The organism is Paenibacillus sp. Soil522 (assembly GCF_001428245.1).
GTDB lineage: Bacteria > Bacillota > Bacilli > Paenibacillales > Paenibacillaceae > Pristimantibacillus.
In genome coordinates, this window is record NZ_LMRV01000001.1 from 259984 (window position 1) to 279208 (window position 19225).

Annotated in this window: 21 protein-coding genes; 17 read left to right on the forward strand and 4 right to left on the reverse strand. The window is 47.7% G+C overall.

Annotation, left to right across the window (positions count from 1 at the left end; translation table 11 throughout):
- The first annotated feature begins 1 nt into the window (after position 1).
- From aroB to ASG81_RS01370, 10 genes are all read left to right on the forward strand, one after another.
- Positions 2–1102 (forward strand): 3-dehydroquinate synthase, encoded by a 1101-nt coding sequence (gene aroB, locus ASG81_RS01325; RefSeq protein ID WP_056627971.1) that lies wholly within the window; start codon positions 2–4, stop codon positions 1100–1102.
- Complete coding sequence (gene aroH, locus ASG81_RS01330) at positions 1102–1470, forward strand: chorismate mutase (RefSeq protein WP_056627974.1); 369 nt, start codon at positions 1102–1104, stop codon at positions 1468–1470. Before aroB ends, aroH begins: the two co-directional genes overlap by 1 nt.
- Before the next feature lie 463 nt (positions 1471–1933).
- Positions 1934–3505 carry an anthranilate synthase component I gene (trpE, locus tag ASG81_RS01335; RefSeq protein ID WP_056627975.1) on the forward strand — a complete coding sequence of 524 codons (1572 nt, stop codon included), beginning with the start codon at positions 1934–1936 and terminating at the stop codon, positions 3503–3505.
- Complete coding sequence (trpD, locus tag ASG81_RS01340) at positions 3505–4557, forward strand: anthranilate phosphoribosyltransferase (protein WP_056627979.1); 1053 nt, start codon at positions 3505–3507, stop codon at positions 4555–4557. The genes trpE and trpD overlap by 1 nt, the downstream gene beginning before the upstream one ends.
- Positions 4544–5344: an indole-3-glycerol phosphate synthase TrpC gene (trpC, locus tag ASG81_RS01345; protein ID WP_056627983.1), complete on the forward strand. Its 801-nt coding sequence runs from the start codon at positions 4544–4546 to the stop codon at positions 5342–5344. Before trpD ends, trpC begins: the two co-directional genes overlap by 14 nt.
- Positions 5341–6018 carry a phosphoribosylanthranilate isomerase gene (locus ASG81_RS01350; protein WP_056627987.1) on the forward strand — a complete coding sequence of 226 codons (678 nt, stop codon included), beginning with the start codon at positions 5341–5343 and terminating at the stop codon, positions 6016–6018. Before trpC ends, ASG81_RS01350 begins: the two co-directional genes overlap by 4 nt.
- Positions 6015–7220, forward strand: a complete 1206-nt coding sequence (trpB, locus tag ASG81_RS01355) for a tryptophan synthase subunit beta (RefSeq protein ID WP_056627990.1) — start codon at positions 6015–6017, stop codon at positions 7218–7220. Before ASG81_RS01350 ends, trpB begins: the two co-directional genes overlap by 4 nt.
- Positions 7207–8016 carry a tryptophan synthase subunit alpha gene (gene trpA, locus ASG81_RS01360; RefSeq protein WP_056627993.1) on the forward strand — a complete coding sequence of 270 codons (810 nt, stop codon included), beginning with the start codon at positions 7207–7209 and terminating at the stop codon, positions 8014–8016. The genes trpB and trpA overlap by 14 nt, the downstream gene beginning before the upstream one ends.
- Positions 8017–8153: 137 nt before the next feature.
- Positions 8154–9251: a histidinol-phosphate transaminase gene (hisC, locus tag ASG81_RS01365; protein ID WP_056627995.1), complete on the forward strand. Its 1098-nt coding sequence runs from the start codon at positions 8154–8156 to the stop codon at positions 9249–9251.
- A 4-nt stretch (positions 9252–9255) separates the two neighbouring features.
- Positions 9256–10347: a prephenate dehydrogenase gene (locus tag ASG81_RS01370; RefSeq protein ID WP_056627998.1), complete on the forward strand. Its 1092-nt coding sequence runs from the start codon at positions 9256–9258 to the stop codon at positions 10345–10347.
- Positions 10348–10627: 280 nt separating this feature from the next.
- Here the strand turns inward: ASG81_RS01370 and ASG81_RS31790 are convergent, their stop codons facing one another.
- Together ASG81_RS31790 and ASG81_RS01375 are read right to left on the reverse strand one after the other, a co-directional pair.
- The gene (locus ASG81_RS31790; protein ID WP_200961399.1) at positions 10628–10798 is read right to left on the reverse strand and encodes a hypothetical protein; all 171 of its coding nucleotides are present in this window, start codon (positions 10796–10798) and stop codon (positions 10628–10630) included.
- Positions 10799–10917: 119 nt separating this feature from the next.
- A complete protein-coding gene (locus ASG81_RS01375; protein ID WP_056628001.1) occupies positions 10918–11736 on the reverse strand; it encodes an SDR family oxidoreductase in 819 nt (272 codons plus the stop codon).
- Positions 11737–11894: 158 nt separating this feature from the next.
- On the opposite strand from ASG81_RS01375, the gene ASG81_RS01380 reads away from it, so the two are divergent.
- Together ASG81_RS01380 and ASG81_RS01385 are read left to right on the forward strand one after the other, a co-directional pair.
- Entirely contained in the window at positions 11895–13157 is a 1263-nt protein-coding gene (locus tag ASG81_RS01380) for an erythromycin esterase family protein (RefSeq protein WP_056628005.1), read from the forward strand.
- Positions 13158–13429: 272 nt separating this feature from the next.
- Entirely contained in the window at positions 13430–13759 is a 330-nt protein-coding gene (locus tag ASG81_RS01385; protein ID WP_056628008.1) for an ArsR/SmtB family transcription factor, read from the forward strand.
- 79 nt (positions 13760–13838) lie between these two features.
- Here the strand turns inward: ASG81_RS01385 and ASG81_RS01390 are convergent, their stop codons facing one another.
- Entirely contained in the window at positions 13839–14960 is a 1122-nt protein-coding gene (locus ASG81_RS01390; protein ID WP_056628012.1) for a Gfo/Idh/MocA family protein, read from the reverse strand.
- Positions 14961–15077: 117 nt separating this feature from the next.
- Here ASG81_RS01390 and ASG81_RS01395 point away from each other — a divergent pair, with 117 nt between their 5' ends.
- On the forward strand, positions 15078–15404 hold the full coding sequence (locus ASG81_RS01395) for a winged helix-turn-helix transcriptional regulator (protein WP_056628015.1): 327 nt from the start codon (positions 15078–15080) through the stop codon (positions 15402–15404).
- On the opposite strand, the gene ASG81_RS33775 is transcribed toward ASG81_RS01395, so the two are convergent.
- Positions 15364–15600 (reverse strand): aldo/keto reductase, encoded by a 237-nt coding sequence (locus tag ASG81_RS33775; RefSeq protein WP_155971063.1) that lies wholly within the window; start codon positions 15598–15600, stop codon positions 15364–15366. The two genes, ASG81_RS01395 and ASG81_RS33775, sit on opposite strands and share 41 nt — an antisense overlap.
- A 334-nt stretch (positions 15601–15934) precedes the next feature.
- Here ASG81_RS33775 and ASG81_RS01400 point away from each other — a divergent pair, with 334 nt between their 5' ends.
- From ASG81_RS01400 to ASG81_RS01415, 4 genes are all read left to right on the forward strand, one after another.
- A complete protein-coding gene (locus ASG81_RS01400) occupies positions 15935–16531 on the forward strand; it encodes an RNA polymerase sigma factor (protein ID WP_056628019.1) in 597 nt (198 codons plus the stop codon).
- Positions 16528–17130 (forward strand): hypothetical protein, encoded by a 603-nt coding sequence (locus tag ASG81_RS01405; protein WP_056628021.1) that lies wholly within the window; start codon positions 16528–16530, stop codon positions 17128–17130. The genes ASG81_RS01400 and ASG81_RS01405 overlap by 4 nt, the downstream gene beginning before the upstream one ends.
- 69 nt (positions 17131–17199) lie before the next feature.
- Positions 17200–17778 carry a histidine phosphatase family protein gene (locus tag ASG81_RS01410; protein WP_056628024.1) on the forward strand — a complete coding sequence of 193 codons (579 nt, stop codon included), beginning with the start codon at positions 17200–17202 and terminating at the stop codon, positions 17776–17778.
- Positions 17779–17977: 199 nt separating this feature from the next.
- Positions 17978–19153, forward strand: coding sequence for a hypothetical protein (locus ASG81_RS01415; protein ID WP_056628027.1), 1176 nt, complete (start codon positions 17978–17980; stop codon positions 19151–19153).
- The last annotated feature ends 72 nt before the right edge of the window (positions 19154–19225 follow it).

The window sequence follows — 19225 nt, forward strand, 5'->3', positions numbered from 1 at the left end:
GATGCGTGAGCTTACAGTTGAATTAGGCGACCGTTCTTATCCCATATACATTGGGGAGGGCCTCCTGCAGGAGGCTTCCTCCTATTTTATAAAGCATGGAATTAGCAAGAAATCTCCGCTGCTGATCATTACAGACAGCCATGTAGCTGATTACCATTTGCAAGCTCTTGAAACAGAGCTGGCGGGCGCAGGCTTCAAGACGTCAAGCGTAATCGTTCCCTCAGGGGAGAGCTCAAAGTCACTGACGATGCTTGAATCTCTTGTCACTAAAGCGCTAGAGGCAGGGCTGGACAGGAAATCTGCTATCGTGGCGCTTGGCGGCGGTGTCGTAGGAGACCTTGCAGGCTTTGTGGCTGCCTCTTATATGCGCGGCATTAAATTCGTTCAGGTTCCAACTACGATATTGGCGCATGACAGCAGCGTAGGCGGTAAAGTAGCAGTCAATCATCCGCTTGCCAAAAATATTATCGGAGCTTTCCATCAGCCGGAGCTGGTCTTATACGATTTGCATACGCTTCAGACACTTCCTCCTAGAGACGTAAGCGGCGGCTTGTCAGAAGTGGTCAAGCATGGACTCATTTGGGATGATGCATTCGTTGCTTGGTGCGAAGAGCATGCAGAGAAGCTGTTAGCGCTTGATCCTGAAGCGCTGGGTTATGCTTTGTATAAAGGCTGCAGTGTGAAGGCGGCCGTCGTTTCGAAGGATGAGCGGGAAAACGATCTCAGAGCTATTTTGAATTTAGGTCATACGATTGGCCATGCCATAGAAGCGGTTGCCGGTTACGGCGAGTTCATGCATGGCGAAGCGATTTCGATCGGCATGATTGGATCGGCGAAGCTCGGCCTGCGTTATGGTGCGCCTGAAGAGGTATACACGGTAACGAAGCGGGTTCTTGCGAAATGCGGTCTGCCTGTACGGTTACCTGAGCATATTGACGTAGACAAGATTATGGATGCGATGATGCACGATAAGAAGTTTGCAGAGGGTACGATGGTATTTGTTGTACCAACTGCTATTGGCGAAGTTGAAATAAAACCCAATGTGCCCGTGCAATGGGTACGTGAAATTGTGGAGCAATTAAAACAGGAGGTGGAGCAGTAATGAGTGTTAGAGGAATTCGTGGTGCGATTACCGTTGATGTCAATGAAGAGCAGCCGATTTTGAATGCAACGATCGAGATGCTGAATGTTATCGTCGCTGACAATGAAATTGTGCCAGATGACATTTGCAGCGTTTTCGTGACCGTAACGAACGATCTTGATGAGACGTTCCCGGCTCGTGCGATTCGTCAAATGAACGGCTGGGAGCTTGTTCCGCTTATGTGTGCATTGGAAGTTCCGGTAAAGGGCAGTCTAGAACGATGCATTAGGCTGATGGTGTTAATTAACACGGACAAAACGCAAGCGGAAATTCGTCATGTTTATTTAAGCGGCGCGAAAGCGCTTCGTCCAGATTTATCCAAAGCTTAAAGCTATCATTCAAATATAAGTATTTATACATTTGAATCTTGTGCGCTGCTTTTATTTCAAAGCGAAACGGGCTACTGCCGTCATAGTATTGCACTAGCCGTTCACTCTTGTTAAGCTCATCATCATAACAATCCCTTTGTTGACGCACGGGTGTTCGTTGTTGTATATTTAGTAACGTAAGTGAGAGAGCAGAGCAGGTTTATGAGCTGAGTTGAGATGAGTCGAGACTAGTTGAGAGAAGCAGAGTAAGGCAGTAATTTGTACGGGTTTTACAGAAGGAGCTGAACTTTTCTTACGCGCATAGGTGCGGAGGATGGTAAAAGCGCTGTTTCTCCGTACCTACAATTATGTCTTTTTCCGCTAACACACTTCCGTCATCATCTAAACCAACGCTCCTGCTTTTGCAGGAGCTTTTTTTGTTCATATGGATAGAAATGATTATTACACAGGGAGGTTGTTCGGGATGTCAAATGAGCTGCAGCATGTTACACGTCTTGCCAGTCAATACAATTTAATTCCGATCGTTCGCTACATGATGGCGGATACTGAAACACCAATACGGTTATTCCAGCATTTTGCAAAGGAGAATCACGCCTTTCTGCTGGAGAGCGTCGAGGGTGGAGCGAAATGGGCGCGTTATTCGTTTATCGGAACAGATCCGTTCATGATGCTTTACGGTAAAAACGGCGAGATGGTGCTTGAACGTAGCGGAGAGAAGCATGTGCTTAAAGATAAGCCGATCGAGCTTCTAAAGGCTCATTTGCGTTCCTTCCGCAGCCCGTCGCTTCCAGAGCTGCCTCCCTTCACAGGCGGCGCTATCGGATTTTTCGGTTATGATTTGCTGCAATATTACGAGAAGCTTCCCGCGCACAGAATTGACGATTTGAACATGAACGACATGCAATTTATGTTCTGCGATCAAGTTATCGTGTTCGACCATTTCAAGCAGCAGCTGCAAATTGTCGGTAACGTTCATATTGCCGAGGGTGCTACGGATAAGGAAATCGCTAAAAGCTACGAAGCGGCGGTTGCCAAAATCGAAGCGACGATTGAACGGTTACAGCAGCCTGTGACAATTCCCGTAACGGCCGGCGGATCCATTCAGGTGGATTACGAGCTGGGAGATATCCAATCGAATGTAACGAAGGAGCAGTTCATTTCTAATATTGAGCAGGCGAAGCAGTACATTCGCGCAGGAGACATATTCCAGGTGGTGCTGTCACAGCGCTTCAACATCGATACGGATATCGATCCGCTGCATGTGTACCGGGTGCTCCGGACGATGAATCCATCCCCGTATATGTATTATTTGAAAATGGGCGAAGAGGTCATTGTCGGGACGTCGCCGGAAGCGCTTGTGAAAGTAAACGGCGATCGCGTCGAGACAAGGCCAATTGCAGGCACAAGGCCGCGCGGCAAAACGGCTGAAGAGGATAAAGCGCTTGAGCTTGAGCTGCTTGCCGATGAGAAGGAACGTGCTGAGCATTTGATGCTTGTTGACCTTGGACGCAATGATATCGGACGCGTGTCCGAGTTCGGAACGGTAAAATGCGATTCATTTATGGAAATCGAGCGATATTCCCATGTCATGCATATCGTATCTAACGTTTCCGGTAAGCTTCATAAGGACAAGGATTTCTTCGATGCTTTCGTATCTTGTCTGCCGGCGGGCACTGTCTCGGGCGCACCTAAGCTGAGAGCGATGGAAATTATCGCGGAGCTGGAAAATGAAGCGCGCGGCGCTTACGCAGGCGCCATCGGATACTTAGGTTTCGGCGGCTCCATGGATACATGCATTACGATCCGGACCATTATTTTCAAGCACGGCAAAGCCTATGTACAAGCCGGTGCGGGTATCGTATGGGATTCCGTGCCGGAGAGCGAATATTTAGAGACGGTAAATAAGGCCAAGGGCATGCTTAAGGCGATTCGAGCAGCGGAAGCGATCTTCGCGCAGCCGAAGAGTCCGCAAGACAGCTTCAACTCCATTAATATGGATTATTACGTCAAGGCTGGAGAGGGGCTTGGTCAATAATGCAGGGAACTGAAGCGATTACTATGCAGCAAGCGCTAAGCCAGCTTATTGGCGGCTCTGATCTCACGAGAGCGCAGGCAAATGCGGTCATGAACATCATCATGAGCGGCGAAGCTACGGCGGCACAAATCGCTGGAGTTGTAACCGCCATGCGGATGAAAGGCGAGACTAAGGATGAAATTACCGGGTTCGCCGAGGCGATGCGCGCGCATTCGAGCCACCTCCATACGGAACAGGAGGGCTTGCTGGATACGTGCGGAACCGGCGGATCGGGCATTCATAAATTCAACATCTCTACGGCTTCCTCCATCATCGCTGCGGCTGCCGGCATTCGGGTTGCCAAGCATGGCAACCGTGCGATGTCAGGGAAGACAGGCAGTGCCGACGTGCTGGAGGAGCTTGGCGTGCAAATTACAATTACGCCGGAGCAAGCAGCGCAATGCTTGGAGGAAATTGGTATTTGCTTCATGTTCGCGCAGCTTTATCATCCATCGCTGCGGCATGCGGCCGTTCCGCGCCGCGAGCTTGGCATTCGGACTATTTTTAACATGCTTGGACCGCTTACGAATCCGGCAGGGGCAGATAGACAGCTGCTAGGCTTGTATGACCGGGCCCGGACCTCGACCGTAGCTGAGGTGCTGGGGGAGCTCGGCTTAAAGCGGGCACTCGTTGTGAGCAGCCACGACGGGCTGGATGAAATTAGTATTTCTGCTCCAACCCAAATTTCGGAGCTGCTTGACGGGAAAGTTACAACCTACAATATAACGCCCGAGGAGCTTGGGCTTACACGCTGGCCGATCTCAGAGGTGATGGGCGGTGAGCCGGAAGTGAACGCAGCGCTTATTCGCGGGATCTTCTCAGGAGAGCAGCGCGGAGCTTATCGCGATATCGTGCTTGCGAATGCCGGCGCATGCATCTACGTAGGCGGTCTGGCAGAATCGCTTAGCGAGGGCGTGCAGATAGCGGCCAAGGTTATCGATTCCGGCGAGGCGCAGCGGAAGCTCGTCAGCCTTATTCAAACGACAGGAGAGTTGGCACATGTTTCTGGATAAAATTGTAGCAACGAAACAGGCGGAGGTTGAAGAGCTTGCTGCCCGCTTTGATCTTGCGGAAGCAGAGAAACAGATCGGAGCTCTTGAGGCGTGCAGAGGCTTTGAGCATGCGTTAACAGCTGCTGGCCGCAACCGCAGTATGGGACTTATTGCGGAGGTGAAAAAAGCATCTCCTTCCAAAGGGCTTATTCGGCCCGATTTTGAACCGACGATACTTGCCGCTGCTTATGAAGCAGCAGGAGCGGATTGCATATCCGTACTGACAGACCGTGATTACTTTCAAGGCTCTAATTCGTTTCTTAGCGCGGTAAGAGAGACGGTTAAGGTGCCTCTTTTAAGAAAAGATTTTACGATCGATCATCGTCAAATTTATGAGGCGCGCTTAATCGGGGCTGATGCGATTTTGCTCATTGCGGCTATTTTGACTCCGTCGCAGCTGGGACAATTTCATGATCTTGCAAAGTCTATCGGTATGGATGTGCTTGTCGAGGTGCATAACCAAGAAGAGCTTGAAGGCGTGCTAGAGCTTAACAAAGCAACACTGATCGGCATTAATAATCGTGATTTGAAATCATTCGTTACGGATTTGAAAACAACCGAAGCTCTGATCGGACTTATACCGAAAAACGTAACCATTATTAGCGAAAGCGGCATTGCGGGTAAGTCGGACATGGACTACTTGCAATCGATTGGCGCACACGGCGTGCTGATCGGCGAGCATTTTATGCGTCATGAGCATGTAGGCCAAGCGGTTAACGATCTAATGGGCCCGGCGGGGATTCGATGAAGCAGCTGCTGCGTATTAAAATTTGCGGGCTGAAGGATGTACAAACGATTGAAGCCATGAACGGCTTGCCGATTCATGAAATCGGCTTCGTTTTTGCTCCGAGCAAGCGGCAGGTCGATAAAACGACTGCGGCGCATCTTATAAAGGCTGTCGCTCATTTAAAGACAGCTGGCGAAATACGTCCTAAGACAGTAGGCGTTTTCGTCAACGAAACGTTTGCGAACCTGCAGGCGATATTAGCCGAAGCTCCGCTTGACGTTGTTCAGCTGCACGGCAATGAAACAGCTGGGTTTTGTTTGGAAGTCCGCGTGAAGCTGAATGTACAAGTATGGAAAGTATTTTCCGTTAAGCGGGATGCCGGAAAGACTTATTCAAGCTCAGCTTTAGAGCTGCTGTCTCCCTACCAATCTGCCGTTGATGCGGTGCTCATTGATGCGCCCGGCGGGGGCACGGGCCAGACCTTCGACTGGCAAGTGATTGAAGATTATAAAAAAGCGGCTGAGGAGCTTGGCATAACGCTTTATGTAGCAGGCGGACTGCATGCGGGGAACGTTCAGGAGCTGCTGAGAACGTATGCCCCGGGAGGAATCGACGTATCTAGCGGTGTCGAGACGGATGGACGGAAGGATATTGATAAAATCCGATTATTTGTAAGAAGGGTGATGGAAGCATGACACAAGTACCAGATAAGAATGGACGCTTTGGAAAATTCGGCGGCAGATATGTGCCGGAAACGTTAATGAACGCATTGATAGAGCTGGAGGAGGCTTACCTTCATTATTCGAAGGATCAGGCGTTTCAAGACGAGGTTCGTTATTTATTGCATAAATATTCGGGCCGGCCGACATCATTGTACTATGCAGAACGTCTAAGCAAGCATCTTGGCGGAGCGAAAATATACTTAAAACGTGAAGACCTGAACCATACAGGCGCACATAAAATTAACAATACGATTGGTCAGGGCGTGCTTGCCAAGCGTATGGGAAAATCAAAAATCATTGCGGAAACCGGCGCTGGACAGCATGGCGTAGCATCCGCTACGATCGCTGCTTTGCTTGGGCTTGAATGTAAGGTATTTATGGGTGAGGAGGATATGAAGCGTCAGCAGCTTAACGTATTCCGTATGCAGCTGCTCGGCTCCGAAGTGGTGCCCGTTCTGTCCGGCACAAGAACGCTTAAGGATGCCTGCAACGAAACGCTTCGTTACTGGGTTAGCCATGTTGAGGATACGTATTATATTTTGGGATCGGTTACCGGTCCGCATCCATATCCGATGATGGTCCGTGATTTCCAGCGTATTATTGGGGACGAGGCACGTCAGCAAATTTTGACGGAAGAAGGCAGGCTGCCGGATTACGTAGTGGCAGCTGTAGGCGGAGGCAGCAACGCGATGGGCATATTTTACCCGTTCATCAATGATGACGGCGTGAAGCTGCTTGGTGTTGAGGCAGCAGGCCGCGGCGTGGATACGATCGAACACGCAGCAACGATGACCAAAGGACGTCATGGCGTTTTCCAAGGCTCAATGAGCTATGTGCTGCAGGATGAGCATGGACAAGTTCAACCGGCGCATTCGATTTCCGCAGGGCTAGATTATCCGGGTATCGGACCGGAGCATGCTTACCTGAAGGATTCCGGCCGTGCTGATTATGTGCCTGTAACCGATGCTGAGGCGCTCGAAGCGCTGCAGCTGCTGTCCCGCACGGAAGGCATTATTCCAGCGCTTGAATCTGCGCATGCGATTGCTCAGACGATCAAGCTTGCGCCGACGCTTGATAAAGACAAAGTAGTCGTTGTCAGCTTATCCGGTCGTGGAGACAAAGACGTTGAGGCGATAATGGGATATTTGGGGGTAGACAAGCATGAATCACATTGATACGACGTTTGCACGTCTTAAAGCCGAAAATAAGACGGCTCTCATTCCTTTTCTTACGATGGGGGATCCTAACCTGGAAACTTCTGTCGCGATCATCCAAGCTCTAGAAAAAGCCGGCGCTGACATGATCGAGCTAGGTGTACCTTATTCCGATCCGCTTGCGGACGGACCTGTCATTCAACGCGCCTCCGAGCGAGCATTGCTTCATAACAACATTACTTTAAAGGATTGTATTCAAGTAGCAGAGCAGGCGCGTGAAGCAGGAGTTACCATGCCGTTTATTTTGTTTACTTACTACAATCCGGTATATCAGTATGGCTTGAACGCTTTCTTCGAGCTTGTACAGAGCAAAGGCATCAGCGGTCTCATTATTCCTGATCTGCCGATTGAAGAGGATGAAGAGGTCAGGCAGCTTGCGGAAGCGGCCAACGTCCATCTTATTCCGCTGGTTGCTCCTACCTCAAAGGATCGTGTTATTCGCATATCACGCAAGGCAAAAGGCTTCGTTTATTGCGTCTCATCGCTTGGCGTAACGGGCGTCAGAGCTGACTTTCATACCGGAATTGACGAGTTTCTTTCCACGGTCCGTGAAGCGACTGATTTGCCGATTGCCGTCGGCTTCGGTATTTCAAGCCGTGAGCAGGTGGCTCGCTTTGAAAAGCAGTGTGACGGTGTAATCGTAGGCAGCGCCATCGTGCGTTTGATAGAAGAAGTTATTCCGCTGCTGCAGGATCCAAGCGGGCGCGAAGCAGGCCTTAAGCAAATCGGTGATTTTGTCACTCAGCTAAAGGGATAATGATATGGTTATTGAAAGAAGAGCCTCTTGCAACGAGCAAGGGGCTCTTCTCTTGTAAAAAAACTTTAAAACCTTAAACAGATATGAGACAATGGTTCAAGTAATTAGACTAGTCAATTAAAAGAGGTGAACGGCTCATGCAGCCCAAAAGTAATATCATCCACCTTCCCGTTTATCAACCTGGAAAGCCGGTTGAAGATGTCAAGAGGGAGCTGGGATTAAAGGAAGTCATCAAGCTGGCATCTAATGAAAATCCGTTCGGCTGTTCCGAACAGGTTAAAGCTGCAATAATCGAGGAATTAAGTAATTTAAATATTTATCCCGACGGCGCGAGCGTCGAGCTGACAGCAGCGCTGGCGAAAGAGCTTGGCGTAGACACGAATCAAGTTATATTCGGCACAGGCTCAAGCGAAATTATTTTAATGATTAATAGAGCGTTTATCGTTCCCGGGGACGAGACGATTATGGCGGACGAAACATTTCCCCAATACAAGCATAATGCAGAGATTGAGAATGCCCGCATCGTAGAGGTTCCTCTAAAAGAGGGCAAGCATGATTTGCCGGCCATGCTGGCTAAGGTGAACAGCCGTACGAAAATTATCTGGATTTGCAATCCGAACAATCCGACAGGGACGATCGTGACGCTGCCGGAATTGTCCGCTTTTCTAAAGCAGGTGCCTACCGATGTGCTGGTCGTGCTCGATGAGGCTTATGGCGAATATATTGATGATCCGGAATTTCCGGACGGCATTCAATTGCTGCGTGAGCACCGAAATTTAATCGTGCTGCGCACCTTTTCAAAAATTTATGGCTTAGCTGCACTGCGGATCGGCTATGGCGTCGGCCATCCTGACGTTATTCACTTTACGAACCAGGTGCGTGAGCCTTTCAATACGTCGCGTGCAGCACAAGCAGCAGCGACAGCGGCATTAGCTGACAAAGCTTTTATTGAATCCTGCCGTGAACAAAACAAACAAGGCCTTATCTATTTGTCCGAGCAATTTGATCGCCTGGGCTTATCCTACTTCCCTGCATATGGAAATTTCATCATGGTTGATATGAAGCGTTCATCACCCGAGGTGTTTGACGGATTGCTGCGCAGAGGCATCATCTCGAGACCACGCTGGACGTATTACCCAAATCATATTCGGATTACGATCGGGACGCGGGAGCAAAACGAAAAGTTTATCGCGGCGTTAGAACAGGTTTTGCAGGAATCGGCGGTGCAAGGATAAAGTTATGACTACTGTAGCGATTTTTGGGGTGGGGCTGATCGGAGGTTCGATCGCCCTTTGCTTTAAAGGAAAACCGGGTATTACCGTAATCGGGCACTCGAATCGTCTTTCTCAGATTGAGAAATACGTGCAGCGTGGCGTTGTCGATTATGCGACAACGTCGATGCAAGAGGCGGCTGAACAGGCCGATTTTATTTTCGTATGCGTACCGGTCGGAAATATCGAGGAATATATCGAGAAACTGAGCCAATTTCAATTAAAGCCCGGCTGTATTGTAACCGATGCGGGCAGTACGAAGGCTTCAGTTATGGCTTGCGCAAAATCACTTGATTTTGGCCAAGCTACGTTTATTGGAGGACATCCGATGGCCGGCTCTGAGCGATCGGGGGTTGAAGCCGCATCCTCACATTTATACGAGAACGCATTTTATGTATTGACGCCGGACGAGCATACGCCCGAAGAAGACGTTGAACGTTTAGTTGAGCTTCTAAGCCACACGAAGGCGAATATCGTAAGGGTAGACGCGAAGGAGCATGATGAGATAGCGGGAGCGATCAGTCATTTGCCGCATATCATTGCCGTTTCGCTTGTCAATCAGGTACGGGGATATAATGAAAATAACGAGCTGTATGAATCGCTTGCTGCGGGGGGCTTTCGCGATATTACGCGCATTGCCTCAGGCGATCCGATTTTATGGCGTGATATATTAATCAATAATCGTAAGGTTCTGCTTGAACTGCTTCGCGATTGGCGCAAGGAAACGGATAAATTCGTCACCATGCTCGAAAGCTCTGATGGTGATGCGATTGCAGAGGCGTTCGAAACGGCGGGACAATTCCGCAGCAAAATGCCAGAGCGCCGCAAGGGAATGATTCATTCTGCCTTTGATTGCTACGTCGATGTACCGGATCATCCGGGTATTATCGGTAATATTACGAGCGAACTCGGGAATAGCCTGATTAACCTGAGCAATATTCACATTATCGAGAGCAGGGAGGACGTGCCGGGCGTTCTAAGGCTTTCATTCCGGAGCCAGGAATATTTGGATCAGGCGGTTGTCTTGCTTTTGGCCAAAGGCTACGACGTGCACCTTTAATCGGGTGTACGTTTTTTTGCTATTAAGCGCTTTCAGATTATTATAAATAAAAATGAAAACGCTTATTGACAATTTGGAAGCGTATACATATAATAAAGGTACAGTATGGTTTCTCTCCACTCCTATCCAAATCCTATAGTGCTCATCATGAGCACGAGCCACCCTTCGGGGTGGTTTTTTTTTAGAAAAAAATCCATCGTCATGGAAAAGAATTGGAACATATCGATTGGTATCCTCGATTGATGGAAAAAACTAAGAGCGCCATTTAGGCGCTCAATGCTTATTTGATAATTTCATCTATTTCCGACGAATGCTCGTGAGCTGCAGCCTTGATTTTCTCATCGAGCTTGTTCTCGCCTTGTATCTTTGTTGCGGCTTTAATTTGCTGCTCTAGTTGCTCTTCTATCTGCCCAATCCCATGCGCTTCCTGATGTTGTCTGCTTGTTGTCATTTGTATTCCTCCGCAATCGTTGTTAGCCCATAGGCTACCTTTTATCATTCGTAATAGGTCGAGATCTTATGTGTGTATACCATACCGTCAAGTCATAACCGAGAATGCTTGATCATTTTCTACAAAAGCGATTCCACGCCGTCAATAAATATTTCTGTACCTGAAATATGACTCGATTCTTGGGAGGCTAGAAATAAAACCAAATCAGCAACCTGCTCAGGCTGTCCCGGTCCATGCTCCAGCGGCTGACTGCCTTCAGGATATTTAACCGGTATTTTGATTTTATCAAGCTGGGGGGTCTCTTTCGTGCTTTCGCCGATGTTGGTTTGAATGGCTCCCGGACAAATGACGTTAACCCGAATTTTATAAATTGCCAATTCAAGAGCTGCCATTTTGGCGAATGCAATCTGGCCTGCTTTAGACGTGCTGTATGCAGTCATGCCGAACCCGGAGAAAGAACGGCTGCCATTAATAGAACTGGTTATAATGATGCTTCCACCGTTTTTTTTCATATGTGGAATGGCATATTTAACGGTTAGAAACGTCCCCTTTAAATTGGTTGTCATCGTGTGATCCCATGCTTCCGGCGTTAAGTCCTCAATAGGAGATACGATGCCGTTGATGCCGGCATTGGCAAACACGATGTCCACACGTCCCCATTGATCAACAGCAGACTGAATCGCGTGCTTTAAACGATGTGGGTCTGAGACATCCGTATCTATAAATAACGATTCTCCGCCCATTTGATTGATTTGTTTCTCCACAGACTCACTACGGTTGTTATTTAAATCAATGAGACATACTTTGGCTCCGTTCTGAGCCAAAAGCAATGCGGCTGCGCGTCCAATACCAGAGCCAGCCCCGGTGATGACAGCAACTTTATCTTTTACACGAAGCTTGCTCGAGTGCTCTTGCCGTTTTTCTTCAGTAATGTTCATTATTTAATCCCTCCTGAAGTACACAAATTTCCCGAGTTAGTGTGCCAATGAAAAGCTTAATTATTCAGCTTGATCACATAATAAAGGATAGTCTAGGCAAGGATATAGCGGAATGAAAGGCGAACTTTGAAAATAAAAGATAGGGAGAATGAACGCAAGTGTATGACGAGAAACTAGTGGATGAAATAAAGAAGCGCGCTTTTAAGCTCGAAAACACAGACGATCTTGACATGATCGTTCAAGCGGTCGGAGATGCTGATTTTGTTCTGCTTGGGGAAGCATCGCACGGTACCTCCGAGTTTTATACGTTGCGGGCGGAATTATCAAAGCGCTTGATACTTGAAAAAAGCTTCTCCTTCATCGCCGTGGAAGGGGATTGGCCGTCCTGCTACACATTGAACCATTACATCAAGCAATACCCTGGTTCTGCTGCAAACGTCAGAGATGCTCTCCGAGATTTTAATCGCTGGCCAACGTGGATGTGGGCAAATAACGATGTGATGAATTACGCGGAATGGCTTTATGATTTCAACAAAAATAATACTGCTGGAAGAAAGACCGGTTTTTATGGAATCGACGTATACAGCCTGTGGGAGTCCATGGATGAAATCCTTAGTCATTTGAAGAAAACGGGATCACCGGAATTGAAGGTTGCACAAAAGGCTTTTGACTGTTTTGATCCCTACAAGCGCGATCCTCAAACTTATGGAGTTTCGGCGGCTTTCTTATCTGAAAGCTGCGAGGAAGAGGTAGTCAAGCTGTTGACCGATCTTCAAGCTAAACGACAGCTTAGCAAGGGAGAAGATGAATCAGCTCTAAATGATGAATTGAATGCGCTGGTTGCGGTGAACGCCGAACGATATTACCGGTCGATGGTTCAAGGCGGCCCGGATTCCTGGAACGTCCGGGACAGGCATATGGTCGAAGCGCTAAATCGGATTAAAGCATTTCACGGACCGGATGCCAAGGCAATTGTATGGGAGCATAATACGCATATCGGCGATGCGAGAGCGACGGACATGGAAGCAGATGGGATGGTGAACGTTGGACAGCTGCTTCGCGAGCAATACGGCAATAATCGAGTATATGTTGTAGGTTTCGGAACACATCGAGGCACTGTGATTGCAGCTGATCAGTGGGGCGGTGAAATGCAATCCATGGAGGTACAGGAAGCTCAATCAGGCAGCTGGGAAGATTTGATGCATAAGGCAGGAGCATACGACCAAATCCTGTTGTTTGACCAAGACCCAGAGCCTTTCCTAGAACCGGTAGGGCACCGGGCTATCGGTGTCGTGTACAATCCCCGCCGCGAACGCGGAAATTATGTTCCATCTGTTATGGCCCTGCGATACGACGCTTTTGTGTATGTAGATGAATCAAATGCACTCACCCCACTTAGGCAAGAAATATTGCACTACTAGAAAACGATAAGTCTGCATATCAAGACAGCCAGACCGCCGAGGTTTCTCGTCAGTATAGGCCATCCTTCCTTGGGATGGCCTATTTTCAACTTGCTAATACATACGTATTCAAATATTCATTTACAGGAATATTTCCTAAATGGTATATTTTAAATAGGAGTACGGTAACAATAAAATGGAACGAGGTGGCCGGATATGAATGGAACAGGAAAAACAGCCCGCTCTGTACACTGTATAAAAGCTGATTCATTCATTAATGAAGCATACGAATTATGGATATAACGACATTTAGCGCACTGGCTGAACCGAGCCGCTTACGCATAGTAGAGCTCTTGCATGGCGGTCCATTGACTGTGGGGGAAATCGCCGATCGGCTTGGGCTGCGCCAGCCTCAAGCCTCGAAGCATCTACGTGTCCTGTTAGAGGCCGGGCTGGTCGAGGTGCAGGCCGTCGCCAATCGCCGGAACTACTATCTCCGTTCGGAGCCGTTCCAAGCACTGGACGCTTGGCTTGAGACCTACCGCAATATTTGGGATGAACGGCTCGACAATCTAGAGAATTACCTGCAGAAGCTGCAATTCAAATCAAATAATGAAAACTAAAAACTATATTTCAGGAGGTATGATCTATTCGTCGATTTCCGGTCCGGCGGCATTATTTCGGCTCGCATGCCACTGTATTCTAGCCTCTGCGATCAGCTAGCATTTCTTTAATGACGGTATCTTCATATGCGTGACTAACTCCATTCATCACATCCTCGACCTTAACCGGAAGGCCGATCAATGCCGATTCAAGAGCTGTAAAAACAATACTTAAGGCTTCAAGTCCGCGCTCTCCGCTGGAAATCGGGGCTTTCTGCTCCGCGATTGCTTCCCACAGTTCTACATAGGAGTGGGCAAACGGATGTGCCGCTACTTCCGGCGCATATTGCGCAATTAAATCCTTGGCCGGTATGATCTGACCATTCTCGAGCGCAGCATGTTTCCCGGGACGAAAACAGCCTTTGCTGCCATAAATCCAAACTCCGCTCATTTTTTCCCCATGTGCAGCCGTGCTGCACATCCAATGCCCGAGCCCCCCATTATCGAAGCGGAACACGGTGACGCTAGTATCTTCCCCTGTCGGTTGAATCGTCGTAGTTCCGTCGCTCAGTTCTTTTTCAAATATTTCTGCATAAGCAAACACTTCATGAATAGGCCCGTTCACTTCCGTAAACATATGCGTGCGGTGTACGCCGTGATCGTTAATCCAGCCTGCGCCAGCCCTTCCTTTGAAATGCCGCCAAGCGGTACCTGCAAAAAAAGTCCGGTTCAAAGTGACCGTCGCATAGTCCATTACCATATTTACGGAACCAATAATTCCGTCTTTAATCGCTCTGGCCATGGCCACATTTTCCGCACCCAACACGCTCGGTTCAGAAACGGTCAGCACTCTGTTGTATTTTTTGGCATCCGCCAATATTTTACGTCCATAAAACGGCGATATGGCGAGCGGCTTTTGCATTTGGACATGAATGCCGGACGCGAAACAGTGCTCCGCCACAATGTGATGCAAATCGTGATCCAATAAGACGGATACTGCATCCAATTTTTCTTCTTTAATCATTTTTTGGTAGTCCGTATACACTGCCGGATGTTTGCCCAGCCGTTCTTCAGCATGTGCAGCAAAGGTATTTGCTCTATCCTCATTTAAATCGCAAACGGCCGTCAATTCAAATGTTTGCTGGTTCGCTTTCTTTAACTCCTCCAGTCCTTCCAAATGTGCAATCGAAATGACGCCGCAACCGATAAATCCAATATTCATAGTGTTTGCCTCCTTGAAATAGTTGACATGCTGCCTGATAGGTAGCGTATAATAAAACTTTAAAATTAAAGGATGATGAATAAATAAAATAAACAGCAAATCAAAGGAGAGATCGGAATGGAAGAAGCGGACGATCAAGTAAACGATGTATATTGTTCGATCGAAAAGTCACTTGATATTGTTGGCGGCAAATGGTCCTTTCTCGTTATCCGGGAAATGATGTTTCATGAGAAAAAAAGATTTGGCGAATTAAAGCAGGCTGTATGCGGGATCAGTTCCAAATCATTGACCGATACGCTTCGCCATCTTGAAAATAACGGAGTAATTACCCGAACGGCCTATCCAACCGTGCCAATGACGGTCGAGTATGCTCTTACCAAGAAGGGACATGCCCTTCACGGAGTCATCCACGAAATGAAGAAATGGGGAAACGAATGGGGCTAGAAGCGGTCAATACGCTTACCGGCCATTTTTTTTGTTTATGTATTATCGTGCCGTCACGCGGAATTTCCTGCAAAAATTGACTGATCATTCTTTCTGAATGCCCATCGCTATACACATCGGCAGTGTCCAAATGGTTGATTCCGAGCTTCAAGTGCATCGCTAATTCACCTTTACACCATAAATCAAAGTAGAACATTTGAAAAGTAGGTACTTTTTGTTTACCAGATTACCTCAAGGTTACTGTTGTGCTCTTAAAGGCTTGGCAGTCTAAGTCAGCCGGGCCTGTTTCATTGAAGGCAGATTCATAGCTGCATCCAATTTAGCTTTATAGCCATGTTCTCATTTGTAAAAATATTGTATTTTATCCTTTTGTCGAATGAAGAAGGAATTTGCCCTCGAAACACGAATTATAAGTATACTCGTATTTTTTGAATTTTTTATGATAAAGACCGCAACTTTTCGTCCCCGGGCCGGTACAATGTAGTATGGCGATCCGGGAATAATCCGCAGGTGGAGGGGGTTCGCCTGTCATGACTGATTCCCAATTGATACGTGAGATTAAGGATGGCAACGTCGAGCTGTACTCCGAGCTTATGCGGCGCTATCAACGTAAAATATTAGCTTTCATCTATCATATGCTGAAGAGCGCGAAGCTGGAGCTGTTAGCTGAAGATTTATGCTCCGAAACCTTTTATAAAGCCTATCGCAGCCTCCATTCGTTCCGCGAGCTGGATGCGTCTTTTTCGACGTGGCTATATACGATTGCGCGCAATACAGTGCTAAGCGAGCTTCGCAAGCAAAAGTCGGCGCATGTATCACTCGATGAATCTGGATTCGAGCCGATTGCAGCGCTTGATGCATTGCCAGAGCAGCATATACTCCGGAACGAGAGAATGGCAATGGTGCGCGAAGCGATTAACAACCTGCCAGAGAAACAACGCTCAGCTCTTATTCTTCGGGAATATGACCAGCTGGACTATCAAGAAATCGCTAATATTTTAGGACAAACGGTCAGTTCTGTTAAATCACTGCTTTTCCGAGCAAGAGCAAGCGTAAAGACGCAGCTGGAGCCGTATTTCGGACAATCGCCGCTGATTGAAGAATTTGAAGGGATGAATACGAGATGAACTGCAACGATGCACAAGACAAATTCTGTGAATATTGGGATTTATCTGAGCATGATGAGGATCGGATAGCGATAGATGCTCATCTGTATGAGTGTACAGCGTGTGCTGAAGAGTTCCGGCTATGGGAAGAGAGCGACGATATGATTCGTTTTCTTTCGGAGGAAGACGATAGCTTTGGACCGACCGAGCATGTGAATCGCAGCGTAATGGACCGGATTTATGCCGAGCAATCCTGGTTAATGCCCGTTCCGCATAAGAGCTATCAGTTTTCCAAATCGTTTCGCCGTAATATTGCGTTAATCATTGCAGCCTGTATGGCAATGTTCGCAAGTGCATTTTTTGTATTCATTTTTGATAATCAGGACGGTGCCTCGCAAGCGGAAATTGCTGAACTGAGCGGCCTGATGGATACGGCAAATGCATCCGGTGAAGGATTGATAACAGCAGGCTTTTATGCAGAAGTTCCAGTAGCCAGCATTAGTGATCCATTCGTTCTGAAGGTGATGCCGGCCTTCCCTCAATATTACGTGGCATTGTCGCTGCTTGGCATTATTATGACGCTGCTTATTTTGAATTGGCTGTCAAGGACGCGAAGCTGACGCAGCTGCCCTATAAAGCTCCCTCGGGAGCTTTTGTTGTATCTATCATGAAAAGGAGCTTGATGAGTTTTGCTTATCGGATTAGTACGCCATGGGAAGACGGATTGGAATGCGGAAGGAAAAATTCAGGGACAGACCGATATTCCTCTGAATAAAGAGGGCAAAGCTCAGGCGATTGCATTAGCAAACCGGTTGAGCGGCGAAGAGCGTATCTGGGATGCCGTCGTATCCAGTGACCTTATGAGAGCCTTTGCGACCGCACAGATTATTGCCGGGAAGCTGGGCATACCGCTGCTCGAAAGCGATTCGCGGCTTAGAGAAAGATACTTTGGCGAGGTTGAGGGAACAATGGAGGAGGAGAGGCATGCGCGCTGGGGAAAAGAGTGGCGTGACGTTGCCGAAGGAGTCGAGTCGAATGAAGACGTTCGAGCTCGCGGCTTAAGTGCCCTTAAAGAATGGCAGCATGTGCACGCTGGCCGGAATTTGCTCGTCATTTCACATGGAAGCTTTCTCGCGCAGTTATTGGCAGAACTTTGTTCGGAGCTTGAGGACCAGCATTTATCAAACTTATCTTACTCGATTTTGGAGCGTCGTAACGATAAATGGCAACCCCAGCTGTATAATTGCACGGTACATTTAAACCAATAAATACAACCATAATAGAGTCTCTCCATGATTATGTTGCTGGAGGGGCTCTTTTTTTTAATTAAACTCCTTGTAATCTAGGTTATAAAAAAATAGATATTTTCCCATAATGATATCAACTGACGCTTATCCATTGCACAATACACTTACGAAGCGGGCCGTTTAGCAGCAAAAAACGGCTTCCGTAAAAAGGGGGAGAGCTATGAATTTATCGGATATGCTAGGTTATGCGGACATTCAACAGCTTAGCAGAATTGCAGACGTTTACCGGTGCGAGTGCAACGGACATTCCAAAAACGATTTGATTCAATCCATTCTCTCTACCGTAAGTCGAAACGATGTTTTTGAAGCGCAAATAAGCAGCATGAAGCTGGAGGACTTACGATTCCTGAATTCTTTACTCTTCGAAGCGCGCAGCTCCTTTAGCCTGGAGGATTTGCTCGCACGCGTGCAGCAAAGCAGATTCGGTGAAGAGGCAGTCAAGACGGAGCCGGATCCGCCAAAAAAAACAAAAAAAACGAAAAAAAATGCTGCAGCTGCCGAAACGCCGCTAAGTCCGCGAGAAATGATTGCAAAATTCAAGCATCATGGCTGGTTGTTTAACGGATTTAGCGGTCCAAGCAGATATTTGTTCCAGGTGCCAAATGATTTGAAAATCCGTTTTCGGGATACGCTTGCCAAGAGGTTTGCAGCTGACCTGCAGTATACGGACGAGCCGCCGGTTTATCGTGATGAGCAAATGTTAGTTCATGACGACATTACTCATTTGCTGCATTACACCTATCACAATGAAGTGCAGCTGACAGCTGACGGCTCTATGTACAAAAGGTTCATCTTACAGCTGCTTGACCAGTTTGGCGTTCAGGAGGAGCTTCCGGCCAAAGGGGCTTGGCGCTTTGGATACGGCAGACATTTCAACCAATACCCAAACCGGTTATCGCTTGTATACGACTATTGTTATTTCAATAAGTATATTAGCGAGAATCAAGCGGTGCTTTCGGTTACGGGGACAGGCGAGGAGCGTTTACATAGCAGGCCGCCCGGTGAAGCGGAGCACATCTACCGATTCTGGCTCAAAATTTATAAGGGCCCCATTACTCATTTATTATCGCTTGTGCATTGGATCAATGCGCTGGCGGGAGAATGGGTTACGGTAGAATCGTTGAGAAAGGTGCTCGTGCCGTTCATTAAGCCTTACTATTATGATGACGCAAATACGATATTAGAGCAGCGTATTATGACGATGATGGTTCATTTAGGGCTGCTTAGGCTTGGCGAGCACCCGTTATACGGGACCGTCGTCAGAATGACGAAGGCGGGACGGGCAGTCGTATCGGGTATAAGCTTAGAAGAGACTGGTCCTCTAGCATTACGTTAATTTAATTTATTCCGCTCTTGGTGTAAGATCAAATATAAGCTAGAGTATGGGTAAGGTGCAGCATTCCTAGTA

Excerpts from the sequence above, each read along its gene's own strand:
- aroB (WP_056627971.1), top strand. The coding sequence starts at position 2 with ATGCGTGAGCTTACAGTTGAATTAGGCGACCGTTCTTATCCCATATAC.
- aroH (WP_056627974.1), top strand. The coding sequence starts at position 1,102 with ATGAGTGTTAGAGGAATTCGTGGTGCGATTACCGTTGATGTCAATGAA.
- trpE (WP_056627975.1), top strand. The coding sequence starts at position 1,934 with ATGTCAAATGAGCTGCAGCATGTTACACGTCTTGCCAGTCAATACAAT.
- trpD (WP_056627979.1), top strand. The coding sequence starts at position 3,505 with ATGCAGGGAACTGAAGCGATTACTATGCAGCAAGCGCTAAGCCAGCTT.
- trpC (WP_056627983.1), top strand. The coding sequence starts at position 4,544 with ATGTTTCTGGATAAAATTGTAGCAACGAAACAGGCGGAGGTTGAAGAG.
- ASG81_RS01350 (WP_056627987.1), top strand. The coding sequence starts at position 5,341 with ATGAAGCAGCTGCTGCGTATTAAAATTTGCGGGCTGAAGGATGTACAA.
- trpB (WP_056627990.1), top strand. The coding sequence starts at position 6,015 with ATGACACAAGTACCAGATAAGAATGGACGCTTTGGAAAATTCGGCGGC.
- trpA (WP_056627993.1), top strand. The coding sequence starts at position 7,207 with ATGAATCACATTGATACGACGTTTGCACGTCTTAAAGCCGAAAATAAG.
- hisC (WP_056627995.1), top strand. The coding sequence starts at position 8,154 with ATGCAGCCCAAAAGTAATATCATCCACCTTCCCGTTTATCAACCTGGA.
- ASG81_RS01370 (WP_056627998.1), top strand. The coding sequence starts at position 9,256 with ATGACTACTGTAGCGATTTTTGGGGTGGGGCTGATCGGAGGTTCGATC.
- ASG81_RS31790 (WP_200961399.1), bottom strand. The coding sequence starts at position 10,798 with ATGACAACAAGCAGACAACATCAGGAAGCGCATGGGATTGGGCAGATA.
- ASG81_RS01375 (WP_056628001.1), bottom strand. The coding sequence starts at position 11,736 with ATGAACATTACTGAAGAAAAACGGCAAGAGCACTCGAGCAAGCTTCGT.
- ASG81_RS01385 (WP_056628008.1), top strand. The coding sequence starts at position 13,430 with ATGGATATAACGACATTTAGCGCACTGGCTGAACCGAGCCGCTTACGC.
- ASG81_RS01390 (WP_056628012.1), bottom strand. The coding sequence starts at position 14,960 with ATGAATATTGGATTTATCGGTTGCGGCGTCATTTCGATTGCACATTTG.
- ASG81_RS01395 (WP_056628015.1), top strand. The coding sequence starts at position 15,078 with ATGGAAGAAGCGGACGATCAAGTAAACGATGTATATTGTTCGATCGAA.
- ASG81_RS33775 (WP_155971063.1), bottom strand. The coding sequence starts at position 15,600 with ATGTTCTACTTTGATTTATGGTGTAAAGGTGAATTAGCGATGCACTTG.
- ASG81_RS01400 (WP_056628019.1), top strand. The coding sequence starts at position 15,935 with ATGACTGATTCCCAATTGATACGTGAGATTAAGGATGGCAACGTCGAG.
- ASG81_RS01405 (WP_056628021.1), top strand. The coding sequence starts at position 16,528 with ATGAACTGCAACGATGCACAAGACAAATTCTGTGAATATTGGGATTTA.
- ASG81_RS01415 (WP_056628027.1), top strand. The coding sequence starts at position 17,978 with ATGAATTTATCGGATATGCTAGGTTATGCGGACATTCAACAGCTTAGC.